Here is a 13,206-nt window from a genome sequence, read left to right on the forward strand (position 1 = left end):
CTTCCCTACGCTGGGTTACGTGCAGCGCCTCTATGACTTCCTCCGCAGACACCCGACAGGGGTCGACTCCTTCTGGGCCGCCTTCCTGTTCGGGATCTCGCTGCTGAGCGGAACCGCCAGTTCGGCGGAGCGGGGCAACGAGGCTCCGGCACTGATCGTTCCGATCACGCTTCTGCTGTGCCTGGTGATCGCGCTGCGCCGGCGCATGCCGGAGAAGATGCTGCTGCTGTCGGTCGGGATCGGTGTGACGCAGCTGCTGCTGAACGTCCAGACGATGGCCGCCGACTTCGCGATGCTGGTGATCGTCTACACGGTGGCCGCGACGGGCGCCCGATGGGCCTCCCGGCTCGCACTGGCCGTGGGGCTGTGTGCGGCGCCGATGGCGCAGATGCGCTGGCAGCTGGACGGGAGCGCGCTGGGCAATGCCGCGAAGGCGATCTTCCTGACGGTGCCGTTCGCCCTCGCCTGGGTGCTCGGCGACTCGATCCGCACCCGGCGCGCCTATTTCGCGCAGCTCGAGGAGCGCGCGAGCCGGCTCGAGAAGGAGCGCGAGGCGCAGGCGAAGGTCGCGGTGGCCGCCGAACGCGCCCGGATCGCGCGCGAGCTCCACGATGTGGTCGCGCACAACGTCTCGGTGATGGTGGTGCAGGCCGACGGCGCCGCCTATGTCCTCGACGCCGCGCCCGACCAGGCGAAGAAGGCCCTGGAGACGATCTCCTCCACCGGCCGTCAGGCGCTGGCCGAGATGCGCCGCCTGCTGGGCGTGCTGCGCACCGGCGAGCACCAGGAGGTCGGCGAGTACGTCCCGCAGCCCGACGTCGAGCAGATCGACGACCTCGTCGAGCAGTGCCGCACCTCCGGCCTGCCGGTCGACTTCAAGGTGGAGGGCACACCACGCCCGCTGCCGAGCGGCGTCGAGCTCACTGCGTACCGCATCGTGCAGGAGGCGCTCACCAACACCCGCAAGCACGGCGGGCCGAACGCGGGCGCCAGCGTGCGCCTGGTGTACTTCGACGACGGGCTCGGCCTGCTCGTCGAGGACGACGGCAAGGGCGCCCCGCACGAGCTGTACGAAGAGGGCGGCACCGACGGACAGGGCCACGGCCTGATCGGCATGCGCGAGCGGGTCGGGATGGTCGGCGGCACTCTGGACGCGGGGCCCCGTCCCGGCGGAGGGTTCCGTATCAGTGCGCTGCTCCCGCTCAAACCGGTGCATTGACGCCGACGCACGCCCTGTGTTGACACCTGTAACAACCCCGCCACCGCAATCAGCAGAGCCACAAGAGCCTGAAAGAGATGGAAGAGGACCCCGATGACGATCCGCGTGATGCTCGTCGACGACCAGGTGCTGCTGCGCACCGGGTTCCGGATGGTGCTTGCCGCCCAGCCGGACATGGAGGTCGTCGCCGAGGCGGGCGACGGAGTCGAGGCCCTCGAGGTGCTGCGCGCGAGCACCGTCGACGTGGTCCTGATGGACGTCCGGATGCCGAAGCTCGACGGCGTGGAGACCACCCGCCGCATCTGCCAGGAGGACAACCCGCCGAAGGTGCTGATCCTGACCACCTTCGACCTCGACGAGTACGCCTTCTCCGGGCTGAAGGCGGGCGCGTCCGGCTTCATGCTCAAGGACGTGCCGCCCGGCGAGCTCCTCACCGCCATCCGCTCGGTGCACAGCGGTGACGCGGTGGTGGCCCCCTCGACCACGCGCCGCCTCCTGGACCGGTTCGCGCCGATGCTGCCGAGCACCGGCAAGGAGCCCCGGCACAAGGAGCTGGAGCGGCTCACCGACCGCGAGCGCGAGGTCATGATCCTGGTCGCCCAGGGTCTGTCCAACGGCGAGATCGCGGCCCGGCTCGTCCTGTCCGAGGCGACGGTGAAGACCCACGTGGGCCGCATCCTCACCAAGCTCGGCCTCCGGGACCGGGTGCAGGTGGTGGTCCTGGCCTACGAGACGGGGCTGGTGCGGGCCGGCGGGCACGGCTGAGCGGCGGGAGCGTGACTCCCGCGTAACCGGCGCCCACTAGGGTCTGCGCATGCTCCTCTGGATCAACGGCCCCTTCGGGGGCGGGAAGACACAGACGGCGTACGAGATCCAGCGGCGGCTGCCCGGCAGTGTCGTCTGCGATCCCGAGCACGCCGGCTTCGGTCTGCGCCGCATGCTGCCACCCGAACTGCGCGGGGACTTCCAGGACTTGAAGGCCTGGCGGCAGGGTGTCGTCGAGGTGCTCGACCTCGCCCTCACCAAGCACGACGGCGCGGTGATCGTCCCCATGACGGTCACGGACTCCGGCTATTTCGCGGAGACCGTGGGCCGGCTGGGCGAACTCGGCCACGACGTACGTCATTTCACACTCCTCGCGCAGCGCGAGACCGTCGTCAAGCGGCTGCGTGAGCGCGGTTTCGGGCACCTCCTTCAGTACGTCGGCGGGAAGAACGCCGGTCTGGGACGCGAGACCTGGGCCGTGCAGCAGCTCGACCACTGTCTCGAGCGGCTGCGGGAGCCCGAGTTCGCCGAGCATCTGTGGACGGACGAATCGACCGTGCCGAAGACGGCCGACCGCATCGCCGTCCTGGCCGGGCTGAGGCTGCGGCCGAACAACGAGGGCGCGCTGCGGACGCGGCTGAGGCAGGTACGGGTCGGGGTGAAGCACATCCGGTTCGACTGACCGGCTACCTGAGGATCCCCTCCAGGAAGTCGCTGCCCAGCCGGGCCACGACCGCGATGTCCAGCTGGTGCTGGACGTACCGGCCGCGACGGCGCGTGGTGATCAGGCCCGCCTTCTTCAGGACGCTCAGATGCCGGGATATCTCGGGGGCCGTCATCCCGTGCGCCTGCGCCAGCTCGCTCGTGGTCCAGGCGCTGCGGGCCAGGTGGCGGCAGATCCGCATCCGGACGGGGTGGGACAGGGCGGTCATGCGCAGGGCGAGCTGCTCGACGGAGGGCGGCGCCGCGAGTTCGGGGGAGCCGACCGGGTAGTGCACCACGGGCTGCCAGCCGGGCCGGTACAGGACCGCCAGGTGGGGCCAGCCGAGACTGGTCGGTACGAGGATGAGAGGGCCGTCCCCCGTGGTCGTACGGCCCACGCTCAGCTTGTCGACCGTGATCTCGGCGGCGCCCTCGTCGAGGGTGATCGCCGGGGACGCGGCGGCCAGCGCCTCGGCGAGGCCCTTGCGGCGCACGAGGTCGGTCTTGTGGCGGGCGTCCGCCGCGAGTTGGTGGCGCAGCCGGGACCAGGTCTCCGCGAAGAACGCCTCGTCGCAGTCCTGGAGGAACTGGCGCAGCCAGGCCCGGATCTTCGGCGGGTCGGTCAGCAGCAGCTCGGTGAACCGCTCCTGCCGCGGCCCCCGCGCGGCGGCCAGCTCCAGGGCACGCCGGCCCTGTTCGGCGTCGACGAGCCAACCGCTCCCTACGTCGTAGCAGGTCGCACAGCTGAACTCCAGCGCCGCGTTGACGAACTGCTCGTCCGTGAGCTTGTCCAGCAGGTCCAGTTCCTCGGCGAGTGTGGCTCCCGGGAGGGCGGAGCCGCCTGGGATGCCCGCGTACGGCAGGAACAGGTCCGCGAATGTCGTCGTCCACAGGAAGTCCGCGTCGCACATCCGGTCGGCCAGGTGCGGGTCGAGGCGGGCCAGCACGCCCGTCACCCAGCCCTGCAGCCCCGGATGGTGGCCCGGCTCGGCCAGTGCGTGCAGCGCCATGCCGAGCTCGGCCAGGGGCGAGGGTACGACGGCGACCCTCTCCGGCCGCAGCCCCGCGATGTCGATGCGCACGCTCATGACCTCATGGTGCACCCCGCCACTGACAACGCCGCCCCCGATTGACGGCCGCCGTCAATCGGCGCGACTTCACCGCCGTACCGGCGCAACCTGGGATCACGGGGCAGCCGCGGAGCCCGACCCATCGGACAGCGACCCGAGAAGGCGATACGCCATGAGCCTCACCCAGCAGTACCTCCTCGACACCTACCGTGCCCAGCGCCTGGGGCAGCCCGCCCCGCCAGCGCCCGGTACGCACGACTGGCAGGTCGTGCGCGAACTGCGCGATCACCGGCGGTTCCGGGCGGTGGTCGCCGAGCGGCCGGCCCACGGGCGGATACGGCAGGCCCTGGGCCGTTGGCTGCACCGGCGGCCGCGACCTAGCCGCTGAGCCGGGCCACGAAGTCCGCCACCGCGGCCTTCACGTCTTCGGCCGTCCACTCCAGGCCCGCGGCGCCGACGGTGACCTCGGCGAGGGCCAGACCCGGCCCGCCGCGGTCCCAGTAGCCGGTGAACAGATACGTCCCCGTCTCCTCCGCCTGCCGTACCGCCGCCTCCAGCAGCACATCGGCGTCGTACGGCAGCCAGACCTGGAACTGGTGGGTGTGCGGCTCCTCGGGGTGCACGCGCGCCCATGCCACACCCGCCTCGGCGAACCCCTCCCGCAGCGCGGCCGCCACCACGCGCGCGTGGCGGACGTACTCCGGCAACCTGGGCAGCTCCCGCTCCAGGCCGACGAGCGCCGACAGCGCGGTGGGGAACTGCTGGAAGGCCATCCCGCCGTACCGGTGGCGCCAGGTCTTCGCCTCCTCCACCAGCGTCTTCGGGCCGGCGAGCGCCGCGCCGGCGAAACCGTCGAGGGACTTGTAGAACGACACGTAGACGCTGTCCGCCAGGCCCGCGATCTCGTCCAGGGGGCGGCCGAAGTGGACGGTGGTCTCCCACAGGCGCGCGCCGTCGAAGTGCACCACCGCGTCCCGCTCGCGCGCCGCCTCCACGATCCCGGTGAGCTCCTCCCAGGTCGGCAGGAGGAATCCGGCGTCCCTGAGGGGCAACTCGAGCATCAGCGCGCCATAGGGCTCCTCGAAGTCGCGCACCTCGTCGGCGGTGGGCAGCCGGGACTCGCTGGTCAGGCGCACCGGGCGCAACCCGCTGACCTGGGCGAAGGCATGCCGCTCGTGGACTTCGGGGTGGGCCAGGGCGTGCAGGGCGACCATCTGGTTGCCGGTGCGGCCCGCCCAGCAGCGCAGGGCGACCTGCTGGGCCATCGTGCCCGTGGGGAAGAACGCGGCGGCCTCCTTGCCCAGCAAGGTCGCGACACGCTCCTCCAGGGCCGTCACGACCCCGTTCCCGTAGATGTCCGCGGACTCGTCCACGTCGTACACCTCGGGCGCGGCCTCCGCGAGCGACGCGAGCCGCTGCCGGATCGTGCCGCTGAGTCCTCCGCGCCACAGGACACGCCGCGCCGCTCGCAGGGCGTCCCGGCGCCGCTCCCGCAACTGCTCCTCCGCCGACTGCTCTTCAACCTGCTCCGCAGCATCGCTCATGCCCTGGATCATCCCGCGCGCCCCTTCCCGGGGCACCACCCTTTTCGTGCGGGTGCGGCCCGCGGCAACCCACAGCCTGTAGACAACCGAACGCCCCTCGAACCAATCGCGTTAACATGACGAGAAATCGTCCGGTACCCGGAGCGGACTGGAACGGGAAGGCCGCCGTCGCGTGAGTACAAGCCAACTGCCAGATCCCAAGGACCGCCCCGCGCGGCTCACCGTCGGTGTCGTCGGCGCCGGGCGGGTGGGGCCCGCGCTGGCCGCTTCCCTCCAGCTCGCCGGGCACCGCCCGGTGGCCGTCTCCGGGGTCTCCGACGCCTCCCGCAGGCGGGCCGCGCAGCTGCTCCCGGACGTGCCGCTCGTGCCGCCCGCCGAGGTCCTGGAGCGCGCCGACCTGGTACTGCTGACGGTCCCCGACGACACCCTGCCCGGCCTCGTGGAGGGCCTCGTCGAGACCGGGTCCGTACGGCCGGGACAGTTGCTGGTGCACACCTCCGGGCGGTACGGCACGAAGGTCCTCGACCCCGCCCTTCGCGCGGGCGCGCTGCCGCTGGCCCTGCACCCCGCGATGACCTTCACCGGCACCCCGGTCGACGTCCAGCGCCTCGCCGGCTGCTCCTTCGGGGTCACCGCGCCCGACCAGCTGCGACTGGCCGCCGAGGCCCTCGTCATCGAGATGGGCGGCGAGCCCGAGTGGATCGCCGAGGAGCGGCGCCCGCTCTACCACGCGGCCCTCGCGCTCGGTGCCAACCACCTCGTCACCCTGGTGGCCCAGTCCATGGAGCTGCTGCGCGAGGCGGGCGTCGAGGCCCCGGACCGGATGCTCGGCCCGCTGCTCGGCGCCGCCCTCGACAACGCCCTGCGCTCCGGCGACGCGGCCCTGACCGGCCCCGTCGCGCGCGGGGACGCCAGCACCGTCGCGGCGCACGTCGCCGAGCTGCGCAAGCACGCCCCGCAGACCGTCGCCGGCTACCTGGCGATGGCCCGCGCGACCGCCGACCGGGCGCTCGCCCACGGGCTGCTGAAGCCCGAGCTCGCCGAGGACCTTCTCGGGGTACTCGCCAACGGGACCGACGGCACCAAGGGAGATGCCGGATGACCACCACCCTGCTGCGCACCGCCGCCGAGCTCCACGCGCGCGCACGCCACGGCCGCCGTGCCGTCGTGATGACCATGGGCGCCCTGCACGAGGGTCACGCCACCCTGATCCGCACCGCGCGCGAGATCGCCGGCCCCGAGGGCGAGGTGGTCGTCACCGTCTTCGTGAACCCCCTGCAGTTCGGCGAGGGCGAGGACCTCGACCGCTACCCGCGCACCCTCGACGCCGACATCAAGATCGCCGAACAGGCGGGCGCGGACGCCGTGTTCGCGCCCTCCGCCGACGAGGTCTACCCCGGCGGCGAGCCCCAGGTCCGCGTCAGCGCGGGCCCCATGGGAGAGCGCTTGGAGGGCTCCTCACGCCCGGGGCACTTCGACGGCATGCTCACCGTCGTCGCCAAGCTGCTGCACCTCACCCGGCCCGACGTCGCCCTGTACGGCCAGAAGGACGCCCAGCAGCTCGCCCTGATCCGGCGCATGGTGCGGGACCTGAACTTCGGCGTCGAGATCGTCGGCGTACCGACCGTCCGCGAGGACGACGGCCTGGCTCTGTCCAGCCGTAACCGCTATCTCTCCGCCAAGGAGCGACGCACCGCGCTCGCGCTGTCCCAGGCGCTGTTCGCGGGCCGTGACCGGCACGCGGCACAGGAGGCGCTGCGCGCGAGGGCACGCGAAGTGCCCGCCACGCACGCGCGTGCCGAGGCGCTGAGCGCCATAGGGGAGTCCCGCGCGGCCGCCGACGCGCACGCCGTCGCGAAGGCGCTGCCGGGCGCCCCCTCGGCCGTCCGCGCGGCAGCGCGCCTGGTCCTCGACGAGGCCGCCCGCCTCGACCCGCCCATCGCCCTGGACTACCTCGCGCTCGTCGATCCCTCCGACTTCTCGGAGGTCGACGACGACTTCGCCGGCGAGGCCGTCCTCGCCGTCGCCGCCCGGGTCGGCACCACCCGGCTGATCGACAACCTCCCCCTCACCTTCGGAACCCTCGGAGCCGCCTCGTGACCAGCACAGGCATACGTCTGCACGCGCCCGCGCCCGGATGGTCGATCGACGCGGACGTCGTGGTCGTGGGCTCCGGAGTCGCGGGCCTCACCGCGGCCCTGCGCTGCGAGGCCGCCGGCCTGCGGACGGTCGTCGTCACCAAGGCCCGCCTCGACGACGGCTCCACCCGCTGGGCGCAGGGCGGCATCGCCGCGGCGCTCGGCGAGGGCGACACCCCCGAACAGCATCTCGACGACACCCTGGTCGCGGGCGCGGGCCTGTGCGACGAGGACGCGGTCCGGATCCTCGTCACCGAGGGCCCGGACGCCGTGCACCGTCTCATCGAGACCGGCGCGCACTTCGACGAGTCCGAGGAAGGCGGCCTGGAGCTCACCCGCGAGGGCGGCCACCACCGCCGCCGCATCGCGCACGCCGGGGGCGACGCGACCGGCGCGGAGATCTCGCGGGCGCTCGTCGAGGCGGTACGCGCGCGTGGACTGCGCACGATCGAGAACGCGCTCGTCCTGGACCTCCTGACGGACGCCGACGGCCGTACGGCGGGCGTCTCGCTGCACGTCATGGGCGAGGGCCAGCACGACGGCGTGGGCGCCGTGCACGCCCCCGCGGTCGTCCTCGCGACCGGCGGCATGGGCCAGGTCTTCTCCGCGACCACCAACCCGTCCGTGTCCACGGGCGACGGTGTGGCACTAGCCCTGCGCGCGGGCGCGGAAGTGAGCGACCTGGAGTTCGTCCAGTTCCACCCCACCGTGCTCTTCCTCGGCCCGGACGCCGAGGGCCAGCAGCCCCTCGTCTCCGAGGCGGTACGCGGCGAGGGCGCCCACCTGGTCGACGCCGGCGGCGTGCGCTTCATGGTCGGGCAGCACGAGCTGGCCGAGCTCGCGCCCCGGGACATCGTCGCCAAGGGCATCATGCGCCGCATGCAGGAACAGGACGTCGAGCACATGTTCCTCGACGCCCGGCACTTCGGCGCCGCCATGTGGGCGCACCGTTTCCCGACGATCCTCGCCGCCTGCCGCGCCCACGGCATCGACCCGGTCACCGAGCCCATCCCGATAGCCCCGGCCGCCCACTACGCCTCCGGCGGCGTGCGCACCGACTCCCAGGGCCGCACGACCGTCCCGGGCCTGTACGCGTGCGGCGAGGTCGCCTGCACCGGCGTGCACGGCGCGAACCGCCTCGCCTCCAACTCCCTCCTGGAGGGCCTCGTCTACGCCGAGCGCATCGTGGAGGACATCGCCGCCGTCCACGCGGCCAACGGCCTCCACGCGCGCGTGCCCGCGCCGGTCGAGCGCCCCGAGACGCCCGCGCACCCCCTGCAGTCGCCCGAGGCCAGGTTCGCGATCCAGCGGGCCATGACGAACGGCGCCGGAGTCCTGCGCTCGGCGGACTCCCTGGAGAAGGCCGCCGAACAGCTCCAGCAACTGCACACCGACGCCCGCGACGCCCTCACCGAGAACGGCAAGACGGCCGAGCCCGGCGTCGACACCTGGGAGGCCACCAACCTCCTGTGCGTGGCCCGCGTCCTGGTCGCAGCCGCACGCGTGCGTGACGAGACGCGCGGCTGCCACTGGCGCGAGGACCGGCCCGACCGCGACGACACCGCATGGCGCCGTCACATCGTCGTACGGCTGAATCCGGACCGCACACTCGCCGTACACACCACCGATACCGCAGACTTCCCCCCGACCCGGCAGCCCCTTCAGGAGCAGTGACAGACGTGAGCACCCCCGACCTTCCCCTCGCTGAGACCGGCGGCTGCGGCGACGGCTGCGCCTGTGGCGCAGACGGCGGCGAGGAGTACCTGGAGTGCGGGCTCGACCCCGCGCTCGCCCAGCTCCTGGCCGACGCGGGGCTCGACCCCGTGGAGGTCGAGGACATCGCCAACGTGGCCATTCAGGAGGACCTCGACCACGGCGTGGACGTGACGACGGTCGCGACCATCCCCGAGGACGCCGTCGCCACCGCCGACTTCGTCGCGCGCGAGGCGGGCGTCGTGGCCGGCCTCCGGGTCGCCGAGGCGGTCGTCTCGGTGGTCTGCGAGGACGAGTTCGAGGTCGAACGGCACGTCGAGGACGGCGACCGGGTGGAGGCCGGGCAGAAGCTCCTGTCGGTCACCACGCGCACGCGTGACCTGCTCACCGCCGAGCGCAGCGCGCTGAACCTGCTGTGCCGGCTGTCCGGCATCGCGACCGCCACGCGTGCGTGGGCGGACGCGCTGGAGGGCACCAAGGCACGCGTGCGTGACACGCGGAAGACGACGCCCGGCCTCAGGTCGCTGGAGAAGTTCGCGGTGCGGTGCGGCGGCGGGGTCAACCACCGCATGTCGCTCTCCGACGCGGCGCTCGTCAAGGACAACCACGTGGTCGCCGCCGGCGGCGTCGCGCAGGCCTTCAAGGCCGTCCGCGAGACCTTCCCGGACGTGCCGATCGAGGTCGAGGTCGACACCCTGCTCCAGCTGCGCGAGGTCGTGGACGCGGGCGCGGACCTGATCCTGCTGGACAACTTCACGCCGGGGGAGTGCGAGGAAGCCGTGGCGCTGGTGCACGGCCGGGCGGCGCTGGAGGCGTCGGGCCGGCTGACGCTGGACAACGCGCGCGTGTATGCCGACACCGGCGTCGACTACCTGGCGGTGGGCGCACTCACCCACTCCTCGCCGATCCTGGACATCGGCCTCGACCTGCGTGAGGCGGAGTAGTCGCGATGCTGCTCACGATCGACGTAGGAAACACGCACACCGTCCTCGGCCTGTTCGACGGCGAGGAGATCGTCGAGCACTGGCGCATCTCCACGGACGCGCGCCGCACGGCCGACGAGCTGGCCGTCCTGCTGCAGGGCCTCATGGGCATGCACCCGCTGCTCGGCGAGGAACTGGGCGACGGCATCGACGGCATCGCGATCTGCGCGACGGTGCCCTCGGTGCTGCACGAGCTGCGCGAGGTGACGCGGCGGTACTACGGCGACGTGCCCGCGGTGCTGGTGGAGCCGGGCGTCAAGACGGGCGTGCCGATCCTGACCGACAACCCCAAGGAGGTTGGCGCGGACCGCATCATCAACGCGGTCGCGGCGGTCGAGCTGTACGGCGGTCCGGCGATCGTCGTCGACTTCGGTACGGCGACGACGTTCGACGCGGTGTCCGCGCGCGGGGAGTACGTCGGCGGGGTCATCGCGCCCGGCATCGAGATCTCCGTGGAAGCGCTCGGGGTGCGGGGCGCGCAGCTGCGGAAGATCGAGGTGGCCCGGCCGCGGAGCGTGATCGGCAAGAACACCGTCGAGGCGATGCAGTCCGGGATCATCTACGGGTTCGCCGGGCAGGTCGACGGGGTCGTCGAGCGCATGGCCCGCGAGCTCGCGGAGAACCCGGACGACGTGACGGTCATCGCCACGGGCGGCCTGGCCCCGATGGTGCTGGGCGAGTCCTCGGTGATCGACGAGCACGAGCCGTGGCTGACGCTGGTGGGGCTGCGCCTGGTGTACGAGCGGAACGTGTCGCGCATGTGACGGGGCGGGCAGCGCGTCCGGCCGGGTGGCGCCGCGCGCCACACCCGCTCGCCCTATGTCGAGTTTGTCTGATTAGCGCGTACTGTCGCCGCATGCCCACGCCATACGGATCCCGCGGCGGCATGGCGTTCGGTGTGGAGGAGCTGCGTGTGCTCCGCCGCGCTCTCGCTCTTGCCCTTCACCCCCGAACCGCCTCGGCCGAGGACGTTCAGGACTGTCTCCGCCTAGCCGACTCCCTCGACGAGGCGATGCGCGAGGGCGCCCGGCTGCGTGCCTTCCTGGTGGCCGACCTCGCCCGGTACCGCGCCGCCCTGCCCGGTACCGCCGCCGGCTACCTCGCCCTCCTGGAGGAGGCGCTGAGCGCCGGGTACCGCCCGGAGGTCGACGACCTCGCCGCCCTGAGAGTCCTGCGCGGCAACCCCGTCGCGGCGGCCCTGCTCGATCGCTGTCTGGTCCTCGCCGAGCAGGACGTACGCGCCCGTCTCGCGCGCAGGACGGCCCGGCGGACCACCCCGGCCGTTCCGGCCTCCTGTACCCGCCTCCTGGCGCTTCCCGGGGGTCTTTCGGACCGCTTCCCGGGCGCCGACGAGGACCTTGCCGCGGATTCCGCCGAGAAGCCCGAGCAGCCGGAGAAGAAGCCCATGGAGAAACCGGCCACCCCCAAGCCGGCCCCCGCGCGCCCCATCCCCACCCCCGGCGAGGTCTTCCCCCGCCGCAAGCCGGCCCCGCCACCCTCGAACCCGCCGCAGCAGCTCGCCGCGGGCTGAGCCGCGCCCGGGCCGTCCCCGGGTCCGCACGCACCCCCGGCCCCGCCCGCGTCCGGCCCGTGGCTACCCTGGACGCATGGACTACGTCTCCGCGCTCGTGCCCCCGGTCGTCATGGCCGTGTTCTTCATCGGCGTGATCAGGGTGATCGTGAAGACCCAGGGCGGGGCCAACAAGGCCAAGGAGGACGCGGCCGTCGACGCCGCCCTCGCGCGCGTGGAGGGCACCAGGCAGTCCTCCGCGCGCAGCGAAGCCTGAGCCTCCCGGCCTCCGCACCCTCACCGGCGTACGACTCTCTCGATTTCCGAGTCGTACGCCCTTTTTGTTGCTGTTTGACGGTTAACCGCACGTCCGGCAGGCCAATGACGGTTTCTCCCACTATTGTGCTGAGCTGTGCCTCGCCCATTGGGAGAACTCGAAGACTCGGTCATGACGCGGGTGTGGAAGTGGAACCGCCCGGTGACCGTTCGAGAAGTCCTGGAAGACCTTCAACAGGAACGGTCCATCGCCTACACCACGGTGATGACCGTTTTGGACAATCTCCATCAGAAGGGTTGGGTGCGACGGGAGGCCGAAGGACGTGCCTATCGATATGAAGCCGTCTCCACCCGGGCCGCCTACGCCGCGGCGCTGATGAACGACGCCTGGTCGCAGAGTGACAACCCCGCCGCCGCTCTCGTCGCGTTCTTCGGCATGATGAGCGAGGAACAGCGACAGTCGCTGCGGGACGCCGTGCACATCGTCCAAGGACCGGAAACCGTCGAAGCCCCCCGGGATACCGCTGCCGAAACCGGCCGTGAGAACCCCGGCTCGGCACCGGAGGGCGACGGGCGATAGCGTCCGCACATGTCAGCAGAGAGCTCGTCCGCGCGGAGTCCCGAAGTCAGCGCAAAAGCCATCACGGTCCGGCGGGCCCGCACCAGCGATGTCCCGGCCGTACGCAGTCTCCTCGACGAGTACGTCCGCGCCCGCATCCTGCTCGACAAAGCCACCGTGACGCTTTACGAGGACATCCAGGAGTTCTGGGTCGCCGAACGCGATGACAACGGCGAGGTGGTCGGCTGCGGCGCACTGCACGTCATGTGGGAAGACCTCGCTGAAGTGCGCACTCTCGCCGTGAAGCTCGGACTGAAGGGCGCCGGTGTCGGCCATCAGTTGCTCGAGAAGTTGCTGCACACCGCGCGCTGGCTCGGTGTTCGCCGGGTTTTCTGTCTGACCTTCGAAGTGGACTTCTTCGGCAAGCACGGCTTCGTCGAGATCGGCGAGACTCCGGTCGACACCGATGTCTACGCGGAGCTGCTGCGTTCCTATGACGAGGGTGTCGCGGAGTTCCTCGGTCTCGAACGAGTGAAACCGAACACCTTGGGCAACAGTCGGATGCTTCTGCATCTGTGATCGTCATGCCCTATTCCATGGGACGGCCCTGCCCAGGTTCCCTATGTCCGAAACGCGCATGTTTCCGGACCGGAGGTGGCCAGTCCGTCTCTCCCAGGGGTTTGTGTTTTCCCAGCAAAAGCGGTTTGCTTTCCGACGTACTGCAGTA

Annotated in this window: 15 protein-coding genes; 13 read left to right on the top strand and 2 right to left on the bottom strand. The window is 71.7% G+C overall.

The features are described 5' to 3' along the window. The first annotated feature begins 19 nt into the window (after nucleotides 1-19). The 3 genes from OHU89_RS27885 to OHU89_RS27895 all read left to right on the top strand — a co-directional run bounded on the left by OHU89_RS27885 (nucleotide 20) and on the right by OHU89_RS27895 (nucleotide 2,666). On the top strand, nucleotides 20-1,219 hold the full coding sequence (locus OHU89_RS27885; RefSeq protein WP_405646798.1) for a sensor histidine kinase: 1,200 nt from the start codon (nucleotides 20-22) through the stop codon (nucleotides 1,217-1,219). Between the two features lie 93 nt (nucleotides 1,220-1,312). After that, nucleotides 1,313-1,984: a response regulator gene (locus OHU89_RS27890; RefSeq protein ID WP_405646800.1), complete on the top strand. Its 672-nt coding sequence runs from the start codon at nucleotides 1,313-1,315 to the stop codon at nucleotides 1,982-1,984. Nucleotides 1,985-2,033: 49 nt separating this feature from the next. Next, on the top strand, nucleotides 2,034-2,666 hold the full coding sequence (locus tag OHU89_RS27895; RefSeq protein WP_405646802.1) for an AAA family ATPase: 633 nt from the start codon (nucleotides 2,034-2,036) through the stop codon (nucleotides 2,664-2,666). A 4-nt stretch (nucleotides 2,667-2,670) separates the two neighbouring features. Here the strand turns inward: OHU89_RS27895 and OHU89_RS27900 are convergent, their stop codons facing one another. Further along, on the bottom strand, nucleotides 2,671-3,774 hold the full coding sequence (locus OHU89_RS27900) for a DUF5937 family protein (protein WP_405646804.1): 1,104 nt from the start codon (nucleotides 3,772-3,774) through the stop codon (nucleotides 2,671-2,673). 154 nt (nucleotides 3,775-3,928) lie between these two features. On the opposite strand from OHU89_RS27900, the gene OHU89_RS27905 reads away from it, so the two are divergent. Next, on the top strand, nucleotides 3,929-4,144 hold the full coding sequence (locus tag OHU89_RS27905; RefSeq protein ID WP_405646806.1) for a hypothetical protein: 216 nt from the start codon (nucleotides 3,929-3,931) through the stop codon (nucleotides 4,142-4,144). On the opposite strand, the gene OHU89_RS27910 is transcribed toward OHU89_RS27905, so the two are convergent. Then, nucleotides 4,134-5,300 (bottom strand): threonine aldolase family protein, encoded by a 1,167-nt coding sequence (locus OHU89_RS27910; protein WP_405646808.1) that lies wholly within the window; start codon nucleotides 5,298-5,300, stop codon nucleotides 4,134-4,136. The two genes, OHU89_RS27905 and OHU89_RS27910, sit on opposite strands and share 11 nt — an antisense overlap. Before the next feature lie 172 nt (nucleotides 5,301-5,472). Here OHU89_RS27910 and OHU89_RS27915 point away from each other — a divergent pair, with 172 nt between their 5' ends. The 9 genes from OHU89_RS27915 to OHU89_RS27955 all read left to right on the top strand — a co-directional run bounded on the left by OHU89_RS27915 (nucleotide 5,473) and on the right by OHU89_RS27955 (nucleotide 13,058). Further along, nucleotides 5,473-6,402: a Rossmann-like and DUF2520 domain-containing protein gene (locus tag OHU89_RS27915; RefSeq protein ID WP_405646810.1), complete on the top strand. Its 930-nt coding sequence runs from the start codon at nucleotides 5,473-5,475 to the stop codon at nucleotides 6,400-6,402. Continuing rightward, on the top strand, nucleotides 6,399-7,400 hold the full coding sequence (panC, locus tag OHU89_RS27920) for a pantoate--beta-alanine ligase (protein ID WP_405646812.1): 1,002 nt from the start codon (nucleotides 6,399-6,401) through the stop codon (nucleotides 7,398-7,400). The genes OHU89_RS27915 and panC overlap by 4 nt, the downstream gene beginning before the upstream one ends. Continuing rightward, nucleotides 7,397-9,112 (top strand): L-aspartate oxidase, encoded by a 1,716-nt coding sequence (locus OHU89_RS27925; RefSeq protein ID WP_405646814.1) that lies wholly within the window; start codon nucleotides 7,397-7,399, stop codon nucleotides 9,110-9,112. The genes panC and OHU89_RS27925 overlap by 4 nt, the downstream gene beginning before the upstream one ends. A gap of 5 nt (nucleotides 9,113-9,117) precedes the next feature. After that, the gene (nadC, locus tag OHU89_RS27930) at nucleotides 9,118-10,095 is read left to right on the top strand and encodes a carboxylating nicotinate-nucleotide diphosphorylase (RefSeq protein ID WP_267015246.1); all 978 of its coding nucleotides are present in this window, start codon (nucleotides 9,118-9,120) and stop codon (nucleotides 10,093-10,095) included. A 5-nt stretch (nucleotides 10,096-10,100) separates the two neighbouring features. Next, nucleotides 10,101-10,898 (top strand): type III pantothenate kinase, encoded by a 798-nt coding sequence (locus tag OHU89_RS27935; protein ID WP_046260399.1) that lies wholly within the window; start codon nucleotides 10,101-10,103, stop codon nucleotides 10,896-10,898. Nucleotides 10,899-11,020: 122 nt separating this feature from the next. After that, nucleotides 11,021-11,665: a hypothetical protein gene (locus tag OHU89_RS27940; RefSeq protein ID WP_405654678.1), complete on the top strand. Its 645-nt coding sequence runs from the start codon at nucleotides 11,021-11,023 to the stop codon at nucleotides 11,663-11,665. Between the two features lie 76 nt (nucleotides 11,666-11,741). Continuing rightward, nucleotides 11,742-11,921, top strand: a complete 180-nt coding sequence (locus tag OHU89_RS27945; protein ID WP_405646817.1) for a hypothetical protein — start codon at nucleotides 11,742-11,744, stop codon at nucleotides 11,919-11,921. A 135-nt stretch (nucleotides 11,922-12,056) separates the two neighbouring features. After that, the gene (locus OHU89_RS27950) at nucleotides 12,057-12,500 is read left to right on the top strand and encodes a BlaI/MecI/CopY family transcriptional regulator (protein ID WP_266889280.1); all 444 of its coding nucleotides are present in this window, start codon (nucleotides 12,057-12,059) and stop codon (nucleotides 12,498-12,500) included. Between the two features lie 9 nt (nucleotides 12,501-12,509). After that, nucleotides 12,510-13,058 (top strand): amino-acid N-acetyltransferase, encoded by a 549-nt coding sequence (locus OHU89_RS27955; RefSeq protein WP_046263302.1) that lies wholly within the window; start codon nucleotides 12,510-12,512, stop codon nucleotides 13,056-13,058. Nucleotides 13,059-13,206: the final 148 nt, after the last annotated feature.

The sequence above is a fragment of the Streptomyces sp. NBC_00019 genome, from assembly GCF_045041015.1.
In the GTDB taxonomy this organism is placed as follows: Bacteria; Actinomycetota; Actinomycetes; order Streptomycetales; family Streptomycetaceae; genus Streptomyces.